The 20,983-nt window shown below is 51.2% G+C and carries 21 protein-coding genes; 18 read left to right on the top strand and 3 right to left on the bottom strand.

The window, feature by feature from the left end; all coding sequences use genetic code 11:
* Position 1 precedes the first annotated feature (1 nt).
* The 8 genes from lpdA to DX130_RS08850 all read left to right on the top strand — a co-directional run bounded on the left by lpdA (position 2) and on the right by DX130_RS08850 (position 9,349).
* Complete coding sequence (gene lpdA / locus DX130_RS08885) at positions 2-1,417, top strand: dihydrolipoyl dehydrogenase (protein WP_116044488.1); 1,416 nt, start codon at positions 2-4, stop codon at positions 1,415-1,417.
* A gap of 231 nt (positions 1,418-1,648) precedes the next feature.
* Positions 1,649-2,137: an acyl-CoA thioesterase gene (locus tag DX130_RS08880; RefSeq protein WP_116044487.1), complete on the top strand. Its 489-nt coding sequence runs from the start codon at positions 1,649-1,651 to the stop codon at positions 2,135-2,137.
* Positions 2,138-2,261: 124 nt separating this feature from the next.
* Entirely contained in the window at positions 2,262-3,218 is a 957-nt protein-coding gene (locus DX130_RS08875; RefSeq protein WP_116044485.1) for a thymidylate synthase, read from the top strand.
* Positions 3,219-3,236: 18 nt separating this feature from the next.
* Positions 3,237-3,728, top strand: a complete 492-nt coding sequence (locus DX130_RS08870) for a dihydrofolate reductase (protein WP_116044484.1) — start codon at positions 3,237-3,239, stop codon at positions 3,726-3,728.
* 229 nt (positions 3,729-3,957) lie between these two features.
* The gene (locus tag DX130_RS08865) at positions 3,958-5,445 is read left to right on the top strand and encodes a glutamate synthase subunit beta (protein ID WP_116044482.1); all 1,488 of its coding nucleotides are present in this window, start codon (positions 3,958-3,960) and stop codon (positions 5,443-5,445) included.
* Positions 5,446-5,544: 99 nt separating this feature from the next.
* The gene (locus tag DX130_RS08860; RefSeq protein WP_116044480.1) at positions 5,545-5,865 is read left to right on the top strand and encodes a hypothetical protein; all 321 of its coding nucleotides are present in this window, start codon (positions 5,545-5,547) and stop codon (positions 5,863-5,865) included.
* A 50-nt stretch (positions 5,866-5,915) separates the two neighbouring features.
* On the top strand, positions 5,916-6,959 hold the full coding sequence (locus DX130_RS08855) for a hypothetical protein (protein ID WP_116044478.1): 1,044 nt from the start codon (positions 5,916-5,918) through the stop codon (positions 6,957-6,959).
* Between the two features lie 32 nt (positions 6,960-6,991).
* Complete coding sequence (locus DX130_RS08850) at positions 6,992-9,349, top strand: type IA DNA topoisomerase (protein WP_116044476.1); 2,358 nt, start codon at positions 6,992-6,994, stop codon at positions 9,347-9,349.
* Positions 9,350-9,352: 3 nt separating this feature from the next.
* Here the strand turns inward: DX130_RS08850 and DX130_RS08845 are convergent, their stop codons facing one another.
* Complete coding sequence (locus DX130_RS08845) at positions 9,353-10,090, bottom strand: HAD hydrolase-like protein (RefSeq protein ID WP_116044474.1); 738 nt, start codon at positions 10,088-10,090, stop codon at positions 9,353-9,355.
* Positions 10,091-10,246: 156 nt separating this feature from the next.
* Here DX130_RS08845 and DX130_RS27205 point away from each other — a divergent pair, with 156 nt between their 5' ends.
* A complete protein-coding gene (locus tag DX130_RS27205) occupies positions 10,247-10,381 on the top strand; it encodes a hypothetical protein (RefSeq protein ID WP_276310884.1) in 135 nt (44 codons plus the stop codon).
* Between the two features lie 56 nt (positions 10,382-10,437).
* On the opposite strand, the gene DX130_RS08840 is transcribed toward DX130_RS27205, so the two are convergent.
* Positions 10,438-10,662: a hypothetical protein gene (locus DX130_RS08840; protein WP_116044472.1), complete on the bottom strand. Its 225-nt coding sequence runs from the start codon at positions 10,660-10,662 to the stop codon at positions 10,438-10,440.
* A gap of 155 nt (positions 10,663-10,817) precedes the next feature.
* Between DX130_RS08840 and DX130_RS08835 the strand changes: the two genes are divergently transcribed.
* From DX130_RS08835 to DX130_RS08820, 4 genes are all read left to right on the top strand, one after another.
* Entirely contained in the window at positions 10,818-11,543 is a 726-nt protein-coding gene (locus DX130_RS08835) for a phosphonate ABC transporter ATP-binding protein (protein ID WP_116044470.1), read from the top strand.
* A gap of 59 nt (positions 11,544-11,602) precedes the next feature.
* Positions 11,603-12,214, top strand: a complete 612-nt coding sequence (locus tag DX130_RS08830; protein ID WP_116044468.1) for a DUF3298 and DUF4163 domain-containing protein — start codon at positions 11,603-11,605, stop codon at positions 12,212-12,214.
* 16 nt (positions 12,215-12,230) lie between these two features.
* On the top strand, positions 12,231-12,821 hold the full coding sequence (locus tag DX130_RS08825) for a response regulator (protein WP_116044466.1): 591 nt from the start codon (positions 12,231-12,233) through the stop codon (positions 12,819-12,821).
* A 109-nt stretch (positions 12,822-12,930) separates the two neighbouring features.
* Positions 12,931-14,565: an amino acid permease gene (locus DX130_RS08820; protein ID WP_116044463.1), complete on the top strand. Its 1,635-nt coding sequence runs from the start codon at positions 12,931-12,933 to the stop codon at positions 14,563-14,565.
* Positions 14,566-15,126: 561 nt separating this feature from the next.
* Here DX130_RS08820 and DX130_RS08810 read toward each other — a convergent pair.
* Positions 15,127-15,627, bottom strand: coding sequence for a helix-turn-helix domain-containing protein (locus DX130_RS08810; protein ID WP_165861204.1), 501 nt, complete (start codon positions 15,625-15,627; stop codon positions 15,127-15,129).
* Positions 15,628-15,891: 264 nt separating this feature from the next.
* On the opposite strand from DX130_RS08810, the gene DX130_RS08800 reads away from it, so the two are divergent.
* Genes DX130_RS08800 through DX130_RS08780 form a run of 5 tightly spaced genes read left to right on the top strand, consistent with a single transcriptional unit; the run spans position 15,892 to position 20,974 of the window.
* Positions 15,892-16,554 (top strand): MOSC domain-containing protein, encoded by a 663-nt coding sequence (locus DX130_RS08800; protein ID WP_116044457.1) that lies wholly within the window; start codon positions 15,892-15,894, stop codon positions 16,552-16,554.
* Between the two features lie 45 nt (positions 16,555-16,599).
* Positions 16,600-17,520 carry a polysaccharide deacetylase family protein gene (locus DX130_RS08795; protein ID WP_116044456.1) on the top strand — a complete coding sequence of 307 codons (921 nt, stop codon included), beginning with the start codon at positions 16,600-16,602 and terminating at the stop codon, positions 17,518-17,520.
* 25 nt (positions 17,521-17,545) lie between these two features.
* Positions 17,546-18,505, top strand: coding sequence for an AAA family ATPase (locus DX130_RS08790; RefSeq protein WP_116044454.1), 960 nt, complete (start codon positions 17,546-17,548; stop codon positions 18,503-18,505).
* A gap of 7 nt (positions 18,506-18,512) precedes the next feature.
* Positions 18,513-19,649, top strand: a complete 1,137-nt coding sequence (locus tag DX130_RS08785) for a DUF58 domain-containing protein (RefSeq protein WP_116044452.1) — start codon at positions 18,513-18,515, stop codon at positions 19,647-19,649.
* Positions 19,646-20,974, top strand: a complete 1,329-nt coding sequence (locus DX130_RS08780) for a DUF4129 domain-containing protein (RefSeq protein WP_116044451.1) — start codon at positions 19,646-19,648, stop codon at positions 20,972-20,974. Before DX130_RS08785 ends, DX130_RS08780 begins: the two co-directional genes overlap by 4 nt.
* Positions 20,975-20,983 lie beyond the last annotated feature (9 nt).

Below are 20,983 nucleotides of genomic sequence, written 5' to 3'. Positions count from 1 at the left end.
AATGGTAGTTGGAGATGCTTCCTTAGATATTGATACTCTAGTCATTGGCGCAGGTCCTGGCGGTTACGTAGCTGCTATCCGCGCGGCTCAGCTTGGTCAAAACGTATTGGTTGTTGAAAAAGAGCATGTAGGCGGCGTATGCTTGAACGTTGGCTGTATCCCGTCCAAAGCGCTGATCTCGGCAGCTCATCAATATGAGTCTGTAAGTCATGCTTCCGCATTCGGTATCGAAGTGGGCGAAGCAAAGGTTGATTTCACCAAAGTGCAAGAATTCAAAAGCGGAATCGTGAAAAAGCTGACTGGCGGCGTTGCTTCGCTGCTGAAAGCGAACAAAGTACAATACTTCCAAGGCGAAGTGATGTTCATTAACGAAAACGAAGCACGCGTATTCAACGATCAAGAAGCGCCGCGCTACCGTTTCAAAAATTGCATCATTGCGACTGGTTCCCGTCCAATCGAGCTGAAGGCGTTCCCTTACGGCGGACGCATCGTGTCCTCGACAGGCGCATTGTCGCTGCCTGAAATTCCGAAGAGCCTTGTCGTTATCGGCGGCGGCTACATCGGTATCGAGCTTGGCCAAATGTACTCCAAGTTCGGCACGAAAGTAACGGTAATCGAAGGTTCCGATTCCGTACTTCCAGGCTTCGACAAAGATATGTCTTCCATCGTTGCGAAGAAGCTTAAAGCGAAAAACGTTGACATCGTAACGGGCGCTCAAGCGAAAAGCGCAGAGCAAACGGATAAAGATGTAACGGTTACTTATACAGTTGGCGACAAAGAAGAGAAAGTAACGGCAGATTACCTGCTTGTTACGGTTGGCCGCCGCCCGAACACGGATGGCGAGCTTGGCCTTGATCTGATCGGCGTGAAAACAACCGATCGCGGTCTGGTTGAAGTTGACCAACAATGCCGTACGAGCATTCCTCATATCTTTGCTATCGGCGACATCATCGCTGGACCAGCGCTTGCGCACAAAGCGATGTATGAAGGCCGCGTAGCGGCTGAAGCGATCGCTGGACAACCAAGCGTAATCGACTACAAATGCGTACCTGCCGTTTGCTTCTCCGATCCGGAGTGCGCAAGCGTCGGCCTAAGCGAGAAAGAAGCGAAGGAGCAAGGCCATAACGTGAAAGTGGGCAAATTCCCATTCGCTATCAACGGCCGCGCAATGTCGCTTAACGCTACAGAAGGCTTCGTGAAGCTGGTAGCAGATGCAGACTCCGGTCTGGTGCTGGGCGCGCATATCGTAGGTCTTGAAGCTTCCAACATGATTGCTGAGCTTGCTCTGGCGATCGAGATGGGCGCTACGCTTGAAGATATCGCTCTGACTATCCATGCTCACCCGACTCTGGGCGAGATCGTGTTGGACGCAGCTGAAGTTGCGCTTGGACACCCAATCCACACGGTTGTTAAGTAATTTATTACGGATTACTTTCCGCAAAATGATATAGCTCCGTATAATAAGAAGCCTCGCTGCGCTTTTATCATAAAAGTGCCGCGGGGCTTTTTTGCGCCTATATAATCCCGTCAATGAACCTCCTATGTATGGAATTTCATCCATTTCATGACGTTCCCTTTGCCTATCTCTTTTTGCATATATTATAATGAAGAAACAAATGCGCAGAGAATGAAAAGGGGCTGGGACAACATGAATCAGGCTGGGCAAAAACGATCGAGCGACTCACGGACGATTATGACACAGCTTATTTTCCCACTAGATACGAATCATTACGATACGATGTTCGGCGGCAAGTTGATGGAGTATATGGATAAGGTAGCGGCGATTGCAGCTATGAGGCATGCCAGAACAAGAGTGGTGACGGCTTCGACGGATAGCCTTGATTTTCTCGCGCCAATCCGGATCGGAGAAGTGATTGAGGTGGAGGCATTCGTCACCTGGACGCATCGGAGCTCCATGGAGATCTATGTAACCGTTACTGCGGAGAATCTGTATACGGGTACACGTGCGGTTACCGTGACGGCTTTTTTCACTTTTGTTGCGCTCGGAGAGGACGGCAAGCCTTGCCCGGTACCGTCGGTTGTACCGGAGAATGAATTGGAGAAGCAGCTGTTCGCGACAGCTCCAGACCGGCATCAGCTGCGTCGAAACCGCAAGAAAGATAGGCTGGGCAACTAATTACAACTAATGTTATAATAATAGTTATTTTGCGAAAGAAAGCTTGCTTTAACGCATAGAAGCGCTCGCTTTTCGTATAAGATTACGCCATTGATGGCGATTATGATGATGAAGGAGATCTCCTATGAGCACTAGTGAACAGGCTTATTTGCAATTATTGAGGGATGTACTGCAGAATGGCGTCCGGAAGGATGATCGTACAGGGACTGGAACGATCTCGACGTTCGGCTATCAGATGAGATTCCCGCTCAGCGAGGGCTTTCCGCTTCTGACGACGAAGCGCGTACCCTTCAAGCTCGTGGCGAGTGAATTGCTTTGGTTTATTAAAGGAGATACGAACATCAGGAATCTGCTTCAACATAACAACAACATTTGGAATGAATGGGCGTTCAAGCGCTGGGTTGAAAGTGAGGACTATTCGGGACCGGATATGACGAACTTCGGGCTTCGATCTCAGACGGACACTGCTTTTGCCAAGCAATATATGGAGCAGATGAATCTGTTCAAGGAGCGAATATTGGCCGATTCAGATTTTGCCGCTGCGTACGGCGAGCTCGGCGATGTCTACGGGAAGCAGTGGCGTGACTGGAAGAAGGCTCAAGGTGGAAGCATAGATCAGCTCAAGGATGTGATCTCATCCATTAAGAACAACCCGGATTCCAGAAGATTAATTGTAACCGCTTGGAATCCCGAGGATGTGCCGTCGATGGCTCTGCCTCCATGCCATACGATGTTCCAGTTCTACGTATCGGAGGGCAAGCTCTCTTGCCAGTTGTACCAAAGAAGCGGCGATATTTTCTTGGGCATCCCGTTCAACATCGCGAGCTATGCGCTCCTGACGCATCTGATTGCGCATGAATGCGGACTCGGAGTAGGCGACTTTGTTCATACGCTTGGCGATGCCCATATCTATTCCAATCATATGGAACAGATCGAGATTCAGCTGTCCCGCGATCCGAAGCCGCTGCCGAAGCTTCTATTAAATACGGACAAGCAATCGGTGTTTGATTTCGAGATGGAAGATCTGTCGCTGGAAGCCTATGATCCGCATCCGACGATCAAAGCGCCCGTAGCGGTGTAAGGAGAGGAGAAATAGACGATGAGCATAACGTTAATTGCGGCAATGGACCGAAATCGGGCGATTGGATATGAGAACCAGTTGCTGTGGCATCTTCCCGGGGATATGGCGTTTTTCCGGCGAACGACGACCGGGAAGACGGTACTGATGGGCAGGAAGACGTTCGATTCCATAGGAAAGCCCTTGCCTAATCGGCGCAACCTAATTTTGACTAGACAATCCACCTTGGAGCTTGATGGTTGCGAAATCATCCATAGTCCCGAAGAAGCGCTGGAGAAGTTCAGACATGAGGAAATAATGATACTTGGCGGCTCCGAGGTTTATACATGGATGCTGCCCTTCGCTGATCGATTGCTCTTGACGGAGGTCGATGCAGAGATTGACAAGGCAGATGCGTATTTCCCGGAGTTTGACAAACGAATATGGGGATTAAAGGATAGCGTTTTCAACCAAAAAGATGAGCGGAATCCATATGACTATACATTCCAAACCTATGAACGGGCAGAGCGATAATGGATGCTGAAAAGGACATTTGTACGAACAATATGTCATAAAGTGCAAATGATTGTACGGAAAGTCCATTAACGTGTTCATTGCAGGAATGCTAGCATGTTATAATAAGCTACCGGATTTGACACAGTACGCTGTGTTCAATAATATATGGATTCCCGCAAGTGGTCTCATATCGTATCTTGTACGTGTACGTGAAGCAACCGGGAACAGGGATGGAGGAAATTCGATCATGTCTACACCAACTGGATTTATGGAATATCAGCGCGAATTGCCGGCCGATCGCGACCCGCTTGAGCGCATTAAAGATTGGAACGAATTTCATAAGCATTTGTCCGACGAACAGTTGCGCACCCAGGGCGCACGCTGTATGGATTGCGGAACGCCTTATTGCCATACAGGCATGGAGCTCGCCGGATCGGTGTCCGGTTGCCCGGTCAACAACCTGATTCCCGAGTGGAACAACTTGATCTATAGAGGTCTGTGGCGCGAGGCGCTGGAGCGCTTGCACAAGACCAATAACTTCCCTGAGTTCACGGGCCGTGTATGCCCGGCACCATGCGAAGGCTCTTGTACGGTCGGCCTAATCGGCGATGCGGTTACGATCAAGACGATCGAGCAAGCGATTATCGATCGGGGCTTCGAGGAGGGCTGGGTTGTTCCACAACCTCCTAAAGTGCGTACAGGCAAACGTATTGCAGTCGTAGGCTCTGGCCCGGCTGGCATGGCTACGGCAGCGCAGCTGAACAAAGCAGGCCATACCGTAACGGTATACGAGCGTGCCGATCGCATCGGCGGATTGCTTACCTACGGTATCCCAACAATGAAGCTGGAGAAGCATGTCGTTCAGCGCCGTGTAGACTTGATGACAGAAGAGGGCATCGAGTTCGTCACAAATACGGAGATCGGCAAAGATGTTACAGCAAGCGAGCTGGTAGAGCAATTTGATGCAGTCGTTCTGTGCGGCGGCTCGACGCGCGCGCGCGATGTAGAAATCGAGGGACGCGATCTGAACGGCGTTCATATGGCGATGGACTATTTGAACGGCACAATTAAGAGCTATCTGGATTCCAACCTGGAAGACGGCAACTATATCTCCGCGAAAGATAAGGACGTTATCGTTATCGGTGGCGGCGATACAGGTACGGACTGCGTGGCAACAGCACTTCGTCATGGCTGCAAGTCGGTTACGCAATTCGGTACGCATGCCAAAGCTCCGCTGGAACGTGATCAAATCAGCAACCCTTGGCCGCAATTCCCGAACGTCTATACGCTGGACTATGCGCAAGAGGAAGCCAAAGCGCTGTACGGCGAAGACCCTCGCGCATTCTCCGTTCTGACGAAGAAGTTCGTTGGGGACGGGAATGGCAACCTGAAAGAGCTGCACACTGTTCAAATCGAGCGTACGGTTGATGAGACTGGACGCAAAATTTATAAAGAAATGCCGGGAACGGAAAAAGTATGGCCAGCAGACCTGGTCTTCATCGCGGTAGGCTTTGAAGGTCCGGAGACGACGCTGATCGAGCAGCTAGGACTTGCTCAAGACCGCCGTTCCAATGTGAAAGCTCCATACGGCAAATACACAACGAATGTGGATAAAGTATTCGCTGCTGGCGATATGCGCCGTGGACAAAGCTTGGTTGTCTGGGCGATCAACGAAGGCCGCGAGGCTGCCCGCGAAGTGGATAAGTATTTGATGGGCTCATCGATGCTTCCATAAGGAGCAGCTCTATGTTAGGCTATACCTATAGGATTCAGAAGGAAGCGCCCTAGGGCGCTTTTCTTGCTTGTCCAGAATCTAAGGAAACGGAGAGAATGTATGATTAAATACGGTTCAGACCACATAACGGAGCTTCGGTTCACTAGCTTCGATGCAACTATAGAGCGTCGGGACGATCAATGGGTAGATATTGTGCTTCGTCCGACATTAGATGAGGGTACGCCCGTACCGGACGATCTGATCCAATTCACCCTCTATGTCATCTGTACGCTGGACGGCACGATTGTTCAGATGATTCCGCAGGACGACGATTGCGATTGCGAATACCAACTGACGTTTAGTGAGAAGGAACAGGTTCGCGCCTATATGATGCAACCCGCAATTCAAGAAACGATTTCTGGTCTGACTCCCCCACAATAAGGTAAGTTGTGGTAAAATTGTGGTGAGATTATGCGTAAGGGGAGAGGCCGATGCCCGCAGAACATGCCTATGTGTTAACGCCAACCGATGTTCACAACATACGCAACTATGTGCATCATAAGTATGCCTCCATGCCAAGCGATCAGCGTGCGGAGATCGTCGCAGATGCTGTTACGCGCATTATCCACAATCAATTGCCAGACTTTGATTCCGAGACAAAAAAACAACTAACTTATCGGCTTATTCGCTCGACGGTTCTGGAGCATCAGCGGCCCGTCAGTCCCGATGATATTTATGTGATGTGCATGGAACTGAATCTGGAGGACCCCAATGTCGCGGAGCCGTTCCACAAATGGACAAGGGAGCAGGAAGCTTCTTGGGCTGGTATGGATGGAGCCGGCTTGCCATTGCGTGGGCGAATATATAGCGAATCTGACACAGGGGTTGTCATCCCACTATCATCTGCAAGCGAAGCGGTAGTCAGGAAGCATCGGCGAAGAAACGTCACGCTCTACGGAACGTTGACGGCTATCGTCATAACAGCCTCCCTGCTTTTTAGCTGGTCGCTAACACAGGAACGGGTACAAGAGCCGACAGCTATTGGAGCGGAGATCGGAATTCCTATATTTGCTGAGGTTCCGACTGCTTCCCCTAATGAATTGCCGACAGAGCTAAAGTATGCCTCTATGGATAAGGACAAGCTTGTCGCCTTTCTGGAGAGCAAATCTTCGATTCTGGCTGATACGCCATACATAGACGCCATCATGAAGACAGCGCAGGAGTTCGATATTCATCCTGCTTTTTTACTGGCTATCACGGGCCAAGAGCAGGGCTTCGTGCCGCGGAAGCATGAGCGGGCGAAGGAGATCGCCAACAATCCCTTTAACGTCTTTCATAGCTGGCAAGAATTCAATACAACGATTGAGCAATCGTCGCAGATTGCGGCAAGAACCATTACGCGACTAAGCAAGGACAGGCCATCTGACGTAGACCCCTTCACATGGATTAATCGGGAATACGCAGAGGACTCCAATTGGTCGAAGGGAGTACGCACCATCTTCGCTTCAATCCTGAAGTCGGTGGAGACGTCCTGATGAGCATGAGTTGACTAAAGGAGCGAGCCCAGTTGAAAACACTAATCATTGCGGAGAAACCCGACATGGGACGCAATATCGCGGCCGCTATCGATCCGAAAGCGAAAAACCACCGTACTTATATAGAAGGCGAACGTTACATTATCACGTGGGCTATCGGCCACTTGATCGGACTAGCGGAGCCGGATGCTTACGACGATAAGTACAAGCGCTGGAATATCGGAGATCTGCCCATTATTCCGGTGGTATTCAAGCTTGTACCGAACAAAAAAACGATGGATCAGCTTAAGGTAATCAAGGAGCTGGCGAAGCGATGCGATTCACTTGTGAACGGATGCGATGCCGGGAGAGAGGGACAATACATCTTCTCTCTCATTCAGCGCCACTTAAGGCTGCGTCAACCCGTCAAACGGCTCTGGATATCCGATCTGACACCGGAGACGATACGCAAAGGTTTTGCGGAGCTGAGAGCAGGATCCGACTACGATAATTTAACGAAAGCCGCGACTGCCCGAAGCGAAGCCGACTGGCTGATCGGCATGAACGGCTCTCGTGCTTTTACGACGAAACATAATGTGCTGCTGTCCGTTGGCCGGGTGCAGACACCCGTGCTGGCCCTTATTTATGATCGCCAAAAAACAATCGAAGCCTTCGATTCATTAAAGTTCTATGAAGTAGAGGCCAAGTTTCTGCAAGAGGATACGCCGTATCGCGGCTTATGGCAAGGCGAGCGGATGACCGATCCCAAGAAGGCGGAAGCCATAGCTGCAAAGGTGAAGGGGAAAAGCGGAACGATTTCGTCCTATGAAGTGAAGGCTGTGAAGGAATATCCCTTCAAGCTGTATGATTTGACGCTCTTGCAGCGGGAAGCGAACGGGAAGTTCGGATTTTCGGCGAAAAAGACGCTGGATACGGCGCAAGCTCTGTACGAGAAGCATAAGGTGATCACGTATCCTCGTACGAATTCCAACTATGTAACGGAGCAGAACATCCCGGAGATGCACAAGACATTGGCCTCTTTGCAGGGCACATCGTATGACGAGTGGGCCAAGGGAGCGAATAAAGGTCTTGTGCATAAGGGGAATAAATTTATTTGCAATCCGGCAAAGGTGGAGGACCATCATGCCATTCTGCCGACGCATCGGAAGGCAAGCGGATTGTCACCCGATGAAGCCAAGCTGTACGACCTTATTGTGCGCCGCTTCCTGTCCCAGTTCTATCCTGCTGCGGAGTACAAATCTCATACGGTGCTGACTGAAGTGGAGAAAGAGACGTTCAAGACGTCAGTGAAGGAACTACTCAGCCTGGGGTGGAAGCTGCTATACGCTGACCAGAAGAAGGAGAAGCCCAAAGGCGGCAAGAGAGACAAGGACGATGATTCCGAGGATGAGGAAGAAGTGCTGGAGCCATTCTCCGTACATCCAGCGAAGAGTGTGCAATGTGTAGATGCTGCAATGAAGGAGAAAGAAACGCAGCCTCCCAAACCTTATACCGAAGGTACGCTGCTGAGGGCGATGGAGAGCGCAGGCAAGCAGATCGAGGATGAAGAAGTGCGGGATGCGATGAAGGATTCCGGCCTGGGCACGCCTGCTACGCGCGCGGCTACAATAGAGAGACTCAAAAATGTAGGGTATGTGACGATGCAAGGCAAACGGATCATGGTTACCCAGAAGGGGCGAACGGCGATTGAGCTGATTCGCGGTGCCGGAGTAGAGCTGTTGACTTCGCCTGAGATGACAGGCATGTGGGAGCGCAGACTGAATGAAATCGCCAGAGGCAGCGCCTCCGATGCTACGTTCATGGAAAATGTGAAGAAGTTCGCCACGATGATCGTCGATAAGGTTCGTCAGCAAGCCCGAGCTGATATGAAGGCATTCGAGGGAGACGAGAAGCCGGGGAGAGGGAAATCAGGCAAGGGAGAGCGGCCGGCGCGAAGTGCAACGCCAGGGCGTAAGAGCCAAAGTGGCAGCGTTCCATCGGAGACATCGTCGCGACCTGCTGGCAGCGGCTCGTCGGAGACATCACGTGCAGCCAACAGCGGTCCGTCAGGGACATCCTCGCGATCAGCCGGCAAAGGTGCAGCAGTAAAGGCACGTACGGAAACGCAGGGTGATGGCACGATTGCATCCTGTCCGCGTCCTGGATGCGGCGGCAGATTGTTTATGGGGCGGAAGGGGTATGGCTGCTCCCATTACCGGAGCGGCTGCTCCTTCGTCATCTGGAAGGATAGCTTCGGCCGCAGCTTGACGGATGCCCAGGTACGGGCTATTGCGGAGAAAGGGAAAACCGCCAAGCTAAAGCTGACCATGGCCGATGGGACGGAGATACAGGGCAAGATCGTGCTGAGGAATGCGGCGACGGGCGAGCTCGCCGTGGAAGGGGATGGCTAGCCGTTAGTCGCGATTCAAGTAACGGTGGATCGTATCCGGGACGTCGATCAGCTTATCCAATGTGAAGAAAGCGCCCCTGGGCTGAACGTCGATTTGTACAACATTATAATGCCATTCTTCCGGCGTACGGACATGAATGGCATGAATGCCCGCAGTTAAGGCAGGTACAACATCAGTCCGGATGGAATTGCCGATCATCCAGGTATGCTCGCGGTCAAAGATGCCTTGCTTCAAAATCTGCTCCAACGCATCGTTGTTCTTCAGCTGTCTAATATAGATGCGCGAGCTGAAATAACGCTCCAGCCCCATTCGCTGAATTTTGCGTTGTTGAATAAGAAGCTCGCCTCCCGTATAAAGATGAAGCTCATGACCGGCAGATGCAAGCTCGTCAAGCGTATGCTCCATGTTGGGGTAAGGCTCCGTCTCATGGTCGTATACACTAATTCCGAGCTTCCATAGAAAGTCCTCTTCTACGACGGAGCGTTTTCTTCCTGTCGCATCACTGAAGTAGGCATACGTGTCCAGAAAGGATTGGGGGAAGTGCTCGCTCTTGAAACCGGTATCACCAATAAGCGCGATATCCCGATCCATCTGCTTGTCGCGAACAGCGTTTGGCGTAACGATACCATATCCGCTAAACCAGGTGGACATAGAATCCACAAACTGATCCACGACAAAAAAGAAATATTTGTTGCAATAAATCAATGTATCGTCCAAATCGAAAAATAGCTGTTGTTTCATATATAGGCGAGTCTCCTTCTTGTCAGCCGTTGCTGCTGTATGACCAATCTACCGCAAATGCCGGCCACTAGTCAATGTTCGGCAGCGTAACTTGTCCTGCTAAGAAAGGCATAGGACGGTTCTCGCTTCCGCATAATGTAAGTGGAGGTGATCCGGATGCCATTCAACAAAAGCGAGAAGATTCGCAATCAGCAGAACGAAGCGAGCATAAAGGAAGAGGCGATTACGCCGAAGCCTGACAAACATGCGAAACGCCCTCCCAGCCTGAACGGAATTGACAAGCAGCCGTAGGGCAACGAAAAAAGAGGAGAGAGCCGCTATGGATAGCCGCTCTCTCCTCTTCGTCATTATGCATATTTCAACTGGCTCATCGCCAGTTGGTTCTTAATAAAGGCAATTCGCTTGCGAACATAGAAGTCACGGCTATCGCTGCGGAGGTCTCTCGGGCTGATCACCTCCTCTGAGTCGTTATCCATAATAACGAGCCGCCCGTCGTTATAAAACTTGAACGTCAAGTCGCGGGAGGAGCGTCCTCTCTCTACAAAGCGGAAATTTTCACAGTTGGATTTCATGGTGATCTAGCCTCCTTCAAGGATATGATTCCTAATATTCAGAACATTTGTTCTTGTTTTCATTATAGCAAACATTTGTTCGTGTGGAAAGAGTTTTTTATTTACTTTAAACTAGATTCATAGAAGGCTGGCATCGAGCAGAGGGAGTGCGGAACATGTTGAGAATAAAGGGTTTGAGTAAGCGGATCCCAGGTGGTCCCAAGGTACTTAACGATATTAGCTTCGAAGCGTACGAAGGCGACTTCATCGCCGTGAAGGGAAGCAGCGGCAGCGGGAAGTCGATGCTGCTGAAATGTTTGGCGCTGCAGGAGAGCTGGAGCTCCGGTACATACCTGTTCAACGGGAAAGATGTATTCAAGGAAGGCATCCTTGCCAAATGGAAAGTGAAGCAGCAGGTTGCCTACCTGGAGGAGAAGCCATTCCTCTTCCCGGACAAAAGCGGCTTGAAAAACGTCATTATTGGCTCCGTAAGCCAGACGCCTGCATGGCGCAGATGGACGGGCATGGTTCGCAGCGACGATTATATGGGTGCGATGGACATGATTGAAAAGCGCGGCTTGCTTGATAAGGCGAAAATGCCTGCCAAGCACTTGAGCGGCGGAGAACGCCAGCGTATGGCGATCGCCAGAGCGCTCGTCCACGGGGCAAAAGTCATTGTAGCGGACGAGCCGGTGTCAGGACTTGACCCGCATGCTGCGGATGCAGTATTAAGCGAATTGAAGGATTTATGCAAGAAAGAGGGGATTATCGTCATCGCTGTTCTGCATCAGGGCGATTGGGCAGAGCGTTATGCGGACCGCATACTGGGACTGAACAAAGGCAACCTAGTGGTGGATGTGTACGGCAGACGCTTGACGGAACGAGAGAAAATGCAGCTGTAATGGTCCGAGCGCTTGATCGCATACAATGAACCATCTTGCGAACAGGATGGTGAGACGGTATGGCTCCTCAAACGCCTCTCGTTGTACAAACGGCCAAGGCATCATTTCCAAAGGCAGACTTGTCCATTCCCTATATAAGCGGCGGTACGAATGCTCAAGCGGATGCCAAGATGAATCAAGTGATCCTGGAGTCTGTACAGCAGTTGGTCAACAGCCAGGGAAGCTTGGAGGACCCTCGCGCAGAGATGATCGGTTATTTTGAAGTGAAAACAAACGAAAAGGACGTGCTCAGCCTCTCGCTGTACAATTACGCGTATACGGGAGGCGCCCATGGCATGACGCTTCAGAAATCGTTGACGTTTAGAGCTTCGACCGGCAAGTTATACAGTCTGAGCGAGCTGTTCAAGCCTGGCAGCGATTATGTGGCTCGGATTAACGCATTTGTCGTCAAGGGGATTGCAGAACGGAACATTCCGACACTGGAGCCGTTCAAAAGTATTGCGCCGGATCAACCCTTCTATGTGGCGGACCGGTCGCTTGTCATTTATTTTGGGTTATATGAGCTGGCCGCTTACGTTTACGGTTTTCTATATTTTCCGATATCGGTATATGCACTTCAAGATATCATTAATGAAGAAGGGCCGCTTGGTCCCATGCTCGCAAATGACTAACATTAGGGAGTAGACTATGATTGTTACGTATTGGCTTGCAGCAGCTATAGCCCTGTTGGTGCTTGCAGGAGCGTTCATTCGGGCAAAACGGGATGCGCGGGGATCGTCACGCGAGGTGGAGAACGGTTCGGCTGCGCATTCTGAACCATCCGCTCAGCAGACAAGCAGCTCCGGCCGAATGGCGCCGCTATTTGATGGACAACCCGAGTCAGTATCCATGCGTGGGCAGCCGCTTGTCCTCATTGTGGATGACGGGAACGCCTTGCGGGGGCTGATGGCCGAGATGCTGCAGGAGGAAGGCTACCAAGTGCTTCAGGCTTCATCGGGGAGCGAGGCGATTGCCAAGTGGCTGAGCGAAAAGCCGGATTGTGTCTTGCTGGATATTCGGCTGCCTGATAGGAGCGGCATTGACGTGCTCAGAGAAATTAGAGCCACCAATAACCTCACGCCGGTTGCGCTAATGACGGCTTTTGCCGATGCGGACATGATGACGGAAGCTAGTAGGCTTGGCTTTCATTGTCTGCTCGATAAACCGTTTGACCTGCTTCATGTGAAACAAGCTGTTCGGGACATGGCCGGCGGTGTCCAACATCGGGAGATTGGCTGAGGAGAACCTTTGACTCGCTTTATGCGGGCAGGGGTTCTTTTTGCGTGATTCCAATACCCTTGCATGGCCCCATCCAACCAAACATAGAGTAGGATAGGGAGGTGGGGACATGGTTGCCGCTTATATCGGGTTGCTGCTCGCTGCCGCTGTATGCGCGCTTATGATCGGTTTGGCCTATAAGGCCAGTATTGGATATCGGACTAGCAGGTATCAGAGCATGCTGCGCTACGGCAAGGAGACGCAATCCATGCAGGACAGGCAAGACCTGTACCAATTCGGCCTGACTCATCCGCTGCAAAGGGACAGAAGCAGCTGGCAGACGGCTGGATTATCGTTCGGCACGATGGCATTGATCGGAAGCACGGCTCTCTGGTACGGACCGGCAGTAGGGCAGGGGGGACTGTCCATCATTGGATTCGGTTTGCCCATTCTGGCGCTATTCTATATATGCGTAAGCAGCAGCTTGGCGGAGATTGCTTCAGCTATGCCGACAGCCGGAAGTCTGTCGCATGCTTCTATTGTGCTTGGAGGTGCGAGATGGGGGAGACGAGCCGGTTGGTTTCATTTGGCTGGTCATGTGACATTGCTGGCGCTCTTAATAGGCGGGTGCGCCTACTTGGCCGACAGCGTCGCGTCTTGGCACTTTGGCTATACGCCTTCGGCACTCAGCTTCATGAGTCTGGCAGTGATCATCGCGGTATCGCAAGGAATCTTTCATCAATGGGGTGCCGCATGGCTTGGATGGCTGCATGGAGCGGGAATCTGGCTGCAATTGCTTGTGGGCGGTATTGTCGTCGGTTCAATGGTTTGGCTGTTATGGCCGGATTCCTATTCCGCGGCGGTTCTGTATCAATTCGATTCGGCCGGCTTTGCGGCACATATCCGCCCGGAATCCTATATCGTAGGCTTATTGCTGCTGATGAAGCTATTTCTCGGTATGGATGGAGCCTCAGCAGGTGCAGAGGAAACCATTGAGCCGCGAGTACGTGTGCCTTGGGCGATCTATTTGTCCACTGCATATACGTATGTAGCCGCTCTCGTCATGCTAACCATCGTATCGTTGGCTGTCGCGTATTCCTACGGTACGGGTACTCTGGGACCTTCATCTATGCGAGCGTCTGGCGTTGCAAATTTAGAATGGTTCACGGGGACGGCAATGGCAGGCTTTGGCGGCTCCTGGTTGATCGCTGTGCTGATCGTCGCTTCGTTGTGGATAAGCGGTCTGCAATCTATGTCGGTATGCGCACGGACCGTGTTCAGCTTGGCGAGGGATGAGTCAGTGCCCTTCAGCAAGTGGATTGGACGCGTTACGGCTAGAGGCCGGATTACTTCGCATAGCAGTTGGGCTGTTGCAGCAACGGCGCTGTTGCTGCTGGGATGCGCTCAGTTGTGGTGGAGGAACGACATGTTCATTGGATTGCTGGCTGCGGCTATCGTTTTCTTGCATACGGCGTATGCGATTCCAATCGGGTTAAGATTATGGGTATCACGCGGGCGAAGGCAAGTCAGGTATGGAAGTGCGCGCGGGGAGAAGGAAGGCATTTGGCGGGATGCGCCTTGGCATCTTGGGGAGTGGAGCGGGACCGTCAATGCGATTGCTTTCGGGTGGTTAATGCTGTGCTGTGGAATGGCGGTGGCCTTTCTTGCATGGGAGGCGGCAATCGCCGCTATTGGACTTGGGTTGCTGTTGGTGCTTAGCTATGCGTGGTCGCGCTGGCAAACAAGTACGGGTAGAGGAAGCTGAAAGGACAGGGAAATAGGATTCAGCAGGCAGGGAAATGAATCATTTCCGGCTCATCATTTCCCGGGGAAGCGCAATAACGGACAGAAACTAAACGGTTTCGACAGCGGCAGTTACGTCAACGGGAGAACGTGTCGAAAGGCTGGTGTGCAGAAGTTTTTCACAAACTAGTGTCATTAATCATTAATGGCACTAGTTTTCGTTGTCAACTTCTCCCTGCGAAGTTTATAATAACTATATATGTTGAATTAAAGAGTTTCCATTACGTGATCAGATTCCATTCGGACCTAGAGTCGGTTAATGACAATCTGAGGTTGTTGCATCACTGCGTTCATGAAAGAGGAGACTTTTCTGCGAAACTCGGCTACTGTGTGGTAGAAAACATTATTCACTCATCAACTTTCAGCTGTGGACTGTACGGTGGAAGGAAGACGAAGGTAAGCCGCTTATTCTCGTTTAGAAACGGTTCCAGCAACTTTACGCTGCGATGTTTGCCATTTGTTTGAATGATTCGTTGCCCTCCTTTCTCAAACCAGGTTCGCTGTAGCGTTTGATAGTCCCGAATCATACTTTCATCTTCAACAAAAGAGGAGCAATTTCACCCGTTTCAACCCTTTTTAGCGCGGGGAATGTTTCGTCGAAGCTCAAATTCATACGCTTCATGACCTTCGACACCCCACGTAGTGAGTAGCGATGTCCATAGGTACGTTCGATGTAGTCGGCGATGAGTTGCAGCGTCCAATTGAATTTGGCAGTGAACCCCACTTCCGCGGGCACCTGATTGACAATGACTTGCTTCAGCTTCTCTCGTTGTTCCGGCGTCAGTCGCGTGGAACGTTGGGGAGAGAAGCGCATGTGAAGAGCGGTTAGCCTCTCAGTTTCATAAGTGCGGATGTAACTGCGAATCGTTTTCTCGGAACGGCAAAGGATCCCGGCTGTCTCCTTAACGGGTGTTCCCATGATGCGCAGTCGCAGTCGAACCGTCTGCAATTGCCCGTACATTCGACGATCCTTCGTCGACCTCAGTCGTTCTTCCACTTCAGTCAGGGCATCCTTGTTCTCCATCCCGTCCACCGCCTTATCCTGGTTTTTTCGATTTATATATGACCGAATTTGGGGGACTCGATTCGAAAGCGGGAAATGGCATCGTTGAGTTCTATGTCCATTATTTTCGGAAGAAGCTGTCTTCATGGCATACCGATCAATATATCCAAACCGTAAGAGGTTTGGGCTGCATACTGGTAATAATCGAGTAGTTTTCAAAGGAAAATCAAAGGTTCATCTTATATAGTAGAGATACGAGACTAATAGAAAAGAGGAGCAGTCGTCATGAACGCAGACATTACGGCCTCTCTGGCATCGCTGCAAGTCGGCCGGCCCCAATTGCTCCAGCATGGAGCCAAGCAAGTGCTCAGCGGTATATTTAAATCGGCTTCTGAAGAACCGCATCAAGTCCGTTTTCTAGGCATAGATGGCGATGGACAAGGGGATACGATTCACCATGGAGGCGCTGACAAAGCTATTTGCGCGTACTTTGTTAAGCGATATCCGTATTGGTCGGAGCAACGCGGCCGGCCGATCCCAAACGGGGCATTCGGGGAAAATTTTTCGATGACCCACTGGACGGAGGAGCAACTTTCTATTGGCGATATTATCGGTATAGGCGATACGGTGCTGCAGATCAGTCAGCCTAGACAGCCTTGCTACAAGCTGGGATTACGCAATGAATGGCCTGAGCTGCCTGCATTGGCGCAGCAGACGGGGTATACGGGCTTTTACTTTCGGGTGCTGCAGGAAGGCACGGTAAAAACAGGGGATTCCTTCGTTATCCATGAGCTGCACAAAGCGAAGTTTACGATCGCCGAGGCCAATCGTGTCATGTACAAGGAGAAGACCAATAAGCGCGCGATAGAGTCGCTTCTTGAAGTAGAAGAGCTGGCAGCAAGCTGGCGTGATCAACTGACTGCCAGACTCCATAAGCTGGCTGAATAATGCTAATGATAAATCCCATTAAATAATCAGATGGAGGAATTTACAATGAGTTTGGCACAAGACCTTGGATATGGTGCGGATGACCGACTTCTACTTATTAATGCAGACGATTATGGCGTATGTCACTCGGTTAATACGGCTGTACAGCAATTGTTGACCGAGGGTGTAATCAGCTCCGCTACGATCATGATGCCTTGCGGATGGGCAAGAGAGGCTGCACATTGGAGTGCGGCTCACCCCCAGTTCGATGTGGGAGTACATTTAACCCTTACGAGCGAATGGGAGCCCTACAGCTGGGGACCCGTCACGCAAAACGGAGATGTCTCGTCTCTGACGACAGACGAAGGTTACTTTCATCCAGACGTTCGCAGCTTCGAGGAGCATGCGGAGTCTTCACAAGTGAAGCAAGAGCTGATCCATCAGATCGAGAAGGCGATAAAGCTGGGTGTATCGCCATCGCATGCCGACAATCATATGGGCAGCCTTTACGGGTTGCAGACGGGCAAGCACTTTATGCCAGAAGTACTGGATATCTGCGCTGCCTATGGCTTGCCCTTCCGACTGCCGCGATACGTACAGGTGGAGAGCGGAGGCATTGCGCCGCCAGAGCTGGAGGCGCAGGCTCGCGCGATCGCTGCGCTTGCTGATTCCAAAGGCGTCGTTATATTGGATTATTTGTTAGGTCTGTCGTTCCAACTCCAAAAGGGCGAGACGTTCGCATCCTTTAAGTCCGATATGCAGCAATTGCTGACCACCTTGAAGCCGGGCGTCACGGAAGTGATTATCCATCCGTCTCATCTTACGGATGAGCTGAACGCCTTTCACCGTGAACCAGTGAAGCGCGGTATGGAGCTCCAGATTTTCCGCGATGCGGATGTGCGCAAGACGATTGAGGAGCAGGGGATCAAGCTTATTCGCTGGAGCGATCTTCAACGGCTGCAGCGAAGCCGTGCATCGTCAAACTAAACTCAATACATAAGGAGTTGTAGCTATGTCTTTGCAAGCGATTAGACAATTGGCAGAGGGTATCAAGCAAAACGTCAGCGAAGTGATTATTGGCAAGGAAGAGGTCGTCGAGCTTTTATTTATCGGCTTGCTTACATCCGGTCATGTACTGTTGGAGGATGTGCCAGGAACAGGCAAGACAGTTCTTGCCAAGTCGTTCGCGAAGTCGCTATCGCTTGCCTTCAAGCGTGTGCAGTTTACGCCTGATTTATTGCCTTCCGACTTAAGCGGCATTAACTACTACAATCAGAAGCAAGGTGAGTTTCAGTTCCGTCCCGGTCCCTTATTTACGAATCTGCTGCTCGCGGATGAGATTAACCGGGCTACGCCTCGCACGCAGTCCAGCCTGCTGGAATGCATGGAGGAGCGTCAAGTAAGTATCGATGGCGAGACGATGCCGCTCAGCCTGCCGTTCATGGTCATTGCGACTCAGAACCCGATCGAGCATCAGGGTACGTTCGCATTGCCGGAAGCGCAGCTCGACCGATTCTTGTTCAAAGTGAAGATGGGATATCCGACGACAGAAGAGGGGTTGCGGTTGCTGAAGCGATTCAAGGAGCATGATCCGCTGGAGACGCTTGAGCCTATCGCTGGAGCAGAGGAGCTTGCGGCAGCACGACAAGCTTATCGGACTGTAGCTATTGCTGATGACGTCTTGGCTTATTTGCTGGCCCTTGTTGAACGAACACGTACGAGGGAAGATGTCGCCATTGGCGTTAGTCCCCGCGGCAGCCAGGCGCTGCTTCGGGCAGCCCAGGTTCATGCCGTCTTGCGCGGACGGGATTATGTCACGCCTGATGATATTAAAACAATGGCCAAGCCGGCGTTGTCCCATCGTCTGACATTGCGCGGCATAGCCAGGACGCAAGGTCAGGCCGACAAGGTGCTGGAGGATATTATCCGTCAGACGGAAGTGCCGGCAGAGGCCGGTCTCACCGTCAGGTAGGGCGCTTATGTTCATCTTATGGGTTTTCCTGTTTGCTTTGGCTGCCATTTACGGGCAAGGGCGCATGTTCAAACGATTTGTACTCCGCGAGCTCAGTTACCAAAGAAAATTTCAGCAGCACACTTGTTTCGCCGGCGATGAGATAGAGCTGGTGGAGCAGTTGGAGAACCGGAAGAGCCTGCCCGTGCCTTGGCTGCGCGTGGAGTCGCAGCTCCCTGCCCAGCTTCAATTCCGTCAAGGGGAAAACATTGAAGTGAGCAGCGGCAGCCTGTATCAGAATCATCGTAGTTTCTTCAGCCTTGGAAGCTACAAGAGATTGACCCGAACGCATCATATTAAAGCGCTCAAGCGAGGCTGCTACCGGCTCAATTCCGTTACGATAACAGGCGGAGACCTCCTTGGCCTTCATCTCCTTCAAACGCAACTTCAGCTGAATGATGAGCTAATTGTTTATCCTCGGATCGCGGATGTGCCGTTTCACCTGTTGCCCTCCCGCAGCATGCAAGGCGAATATGCGGTCAAGCGCTTTATCGTGCCCGACCCCTTCGTCGTAGCGGGTTCGAGAGAGTATCAGCCCGGCGATTCCATGAAACAAATCAATTGGAAAGCCAGTGCGCGAACGGGAGAGCTGCAGGTTCACCACTACGATTTTACAGCTGAGAGAAATATGCTCATTTTGTTAAACGTAGAGGACAAGGAGTTGATGTGGAGAAGCGTGACGAATGAGCCGATCATTGAGCGTGGAATCGAATGGGCAGCAGGGATAGCTGCCGCAGTTATTGGACAAGGCATGGCGGTAGGACTCGCTACGAATATGCCGTTGGTTAAGTCCGGCCTTGACAGCACTCGAATAGAGGGCAATCGCGGACATGAGCATATGCTGCTGCTTCTGGAAGTTATGGCCAATCTTCAACTGTCTTCGACGGAAACGTTCATCCAGCTGCTGGAGTACGAAGCGTCGCTAGGCTATACGAATTGCGATATTGTCATTCTCTCTGCTTATTGGAATGACGCGCTTGAGCTTGCTTCAGCGGAGCTGCGAGGGAATGGAAACTCGGTGACGATGTGGGAGATTCCAAGGGCTGACTCGGATACCAGGTCAGCAGAGTCATCCCGGCAGGATGGGGAGGGAATAAGCGCATGACTAGCACTGCACGCGTATCCCTCTGGAGAATCGTCTTGAAAGGATACATCGAGCTGTTGTTTTATTTGCCCATCTTGTTGACACTGACCATCTTGTTACTGCCGTCTCAGACCTTGAATGTGTGGCTCGCGACACTTCCGATCGTTTATTGCGCGCCGCTAGCTATGCTGGGCTCGCATTCGCGTATCCGCTTTATGATGAGCTTGCTGCTGGTCTTGGTATTAGTTTTTGCCCATGGCGCAGCCGTTGTCTTGCTTACAGGAGCAGGGCTTACCCCGGTCACATTGGTAACGGTTACCTTGTTCGGCATCTTCTTTGCTTATAGAGGCTTCCAGCACATAAATCTGGGTTGGAATATTAGTTTCGATACCATTCATATGGTTACCGGAATAATGGCCTATGTTGCGACACAGGTACTGAAGATGGTGCTGGTCCAGCCGCTCAAAGACTATACCTTTATTCTGAATACAGGCATTATCGCCTCTATTTTCTTGTTATTTATTATTATGAACGAGCGGCATGTAACGAAAGAGGTCGTGGATCATAGACAATCCCTTGCTTTACGGGCAACTCGCAAGCAGAATCGGATTTGGATCGCAGCTCTTATCGCTTTGCTCGGGATTGTGATGGCATTTGCTCAGCTCAGGCATGGGATTGAGTCCCTTATTCACTTCATTCTGCGCTGGCTGCTTGCGCTAATCGGAACAGGAGAGCCTGCACCGCCACCGCCGGCAGAGGAAGAGTCTCCTGGGCCGTTTATGTTGCCGGAAGTCGATATGGAAGGATTCGCATTCTGGAACTATTTGGGGATCTTCATTGTTATTATTATTGTGATTCTTATGACGGCTTCGCTAATCGTGATGATCAAAAAGTTCGGCCGGACAATTATAGCGATGATCAATAAGCTGTTGAAGCGGAGAGTCGTGCAGCCTGATACAGGATACGTTGATGAGATTGAAAATTTGATGACCTTCTCCGATATGCGGAACAGAATGAGGGACAGGCTTCGCTCCCTGTTCGGATCCAAGGGGAGCAGGGGCGATGAATGGAACACGCTTGCCACGAACCGCGAACGGGTGCGTTACTTGTACCGTACGTGGTTAACCGCAGAAACGAAGCGAGGTTATACGCCTCAGCCGCATCTGACACCGCGTGAGACAGCTGCCGACATCGGGGACAAGGCGAAGGGGCAACGACCCGACGAGGAATGGATTGAGCCTTTCATCGGACAATATGAAGATACCCGTTATGGAGATAAAGAGCCTGACGATGAGCAGGTATTGCAGTATCGAACGAAGCTTCAACCTAAGAAAAACAAAAAATAACGGCGAAAT

Source organism: Paenibacillus paeoniae, from assembly GCF_003388735.1.
GTDB classification, from domain to species: Bacteria; Bacillota; Bacilli; order Paenibacillales; family Paenibacillaceae; genus Pristimantibacillus; species Pristimantibacillus paeoniae.
This window is presented reverse-complemented; position numbering and strand designations above follow the sequence as displayed.

What these genes read in the sequence shown, in the direction of transcription:
- DX130_RS08800 (WP_116044457.1), top strand. Translation starts at nt 15,892, where the DNA reads ATGAACGCAGACATTACGGCCTCTCTGGCATCGCTGCAAGTCGGCCGG.
- DX130_RS08820 (WP_116044463.1), top strand. Translation starts at nt 12,931, where the DNA reads ATGGTTGCCGCTTATATCGGGTTGCTGCTCGCTGCCGCTGTATGCGCG.
- DX130_RS08865 (WP_116044482.1), top strand. Translation starts at nt 3,958, where the DNA reads ATGTCTACACCAACTGGATTTATGGAATATCAGCGCGAATTGCCGGCC.
- DX130_RS08780 (WP_116044451.1), top strand. Translation starts at nt 19,646, where the DNA reads ATGACTAGCACTGCACGCGTATCCCTCTGGAGAATCGTCTTGAAAGGA.
- DX130_RS08875 (WP_116044485.1), top strand. Translation starts at nt 2,262, where the DNA reads ATGAGCACTAGTGAACAGGCTTATTTGCAATTATTGAGGGATGTACTG.
- DX130_RS08790 (WP_116044454.1), top strand. Translation starts at nt 17,546, where the DNA reads ATGTCTTTGCAAGCGATTAGACAATTGGCAGAGGGTATCAAGCAAAAC.
- DX130_RS08830 (WP_116044468.1), top strand. Translation starts at nt 11,603, where the DNA reads ATGGCTCCTCAAACGCCTCTCGTTGTACAAACGGCCAAGGCATCATTT.
- DX130_RS08880 (WP_116044487.1), top strand. Translation starts at nt 1,649, where the DNA reads ATGAATCAGGCTGGGCAAAAACGATCGAGCGACTCACGGACGATTATG.
- DX130_RS08845 (WP_116044474.1), bottom strand. Translation starts at nt 10,090, where the DNA reads ATGAAACAACAGCTATTTTTCGATTTGGACGATACATTGATTTATTGC.
- lpdA (WP_116044488.1), top strand. Translation starts at nt 2, where the DNA reads ATGGTAGTTGGAGATGCTTCCTTAGATATTGATACTCTAGTCATTGGC.
- DX130_RS08810 (WP_165861204.1), bottom strand. Translation starts at nt 15,627, where the DNA reads ATGGAGAACAAGGATGCCCTGACTGAAGTGGAAGAACGACTGAGGTCG.
- DX130_RS08870 (WP_116044484.1), top strand. Translation starts at nt 3,237, where the DNA reads ATGAGCATAACGTTAATTGCGGCAATGGACCGAAATCGGGCGATTGGA.
- DX130_RS08855 (WP_116044478.1), top strand. Translation starts at nt 5,916, where the DNA reads ATGCCCGCAGAACATGCCTATGTGTTAACGCCAACCGATGTTCACAAC.
- DX130_RS08835 (WP_116044470.1), top strand. Translation starts at nt 10,818, where the DNA reads ATGTTGAGAATAAAGGGTTTGAGTAAGCGGATCCCAGGTGGTCCCAAG.
- DX130_RS08825 (WP_116044466.1), top strand. Translation starts at nt 12,231, where the DNA reads ATGATTGTTACGTATTGGCTTGCAGCAGCTATAGCCCTGTTGGTGCTT.
- DX130_RS08795 (WP_116044456.1), top strand. Translation starts at nt 16,600, where the DNA reads ATGAGTTTGGCACAAGACCTTGGATATGGTGCGGATGACCGACTTCTA.
- DX130_RS08785 (WP_116044452.1), top strand. Translation starts at nt 18,513, where the DNA reads ATGTTCATCTTATGGGTTTTCCTGTTTGCTTTGGCTGCCATTTACGGG.
- DX130_RS08860 (WP_116044480.1), top strand. Translation starts at nt 5,545, where the DNA reads ATGATTAAATACGGTTCAGACCACATAACGGAGCTTCGGTTCACTAGC.
- DX130_RS08840 (WP_116044472.1), bottom strand. Translation starts at nt 10,662, where the DNA reads ATGAAATCCAACTGTGAAAATTTCCGCTTTGTAGAGAGAGGACGCTCC.
- DX130_RS27205 (WP_276310884.1), top strand. Translation starts at nt 10,247, where the DNA reads ATGCCATTCAACAAAAGCGAGAAGATTCGCAATCAGCAGAACGAAGCG.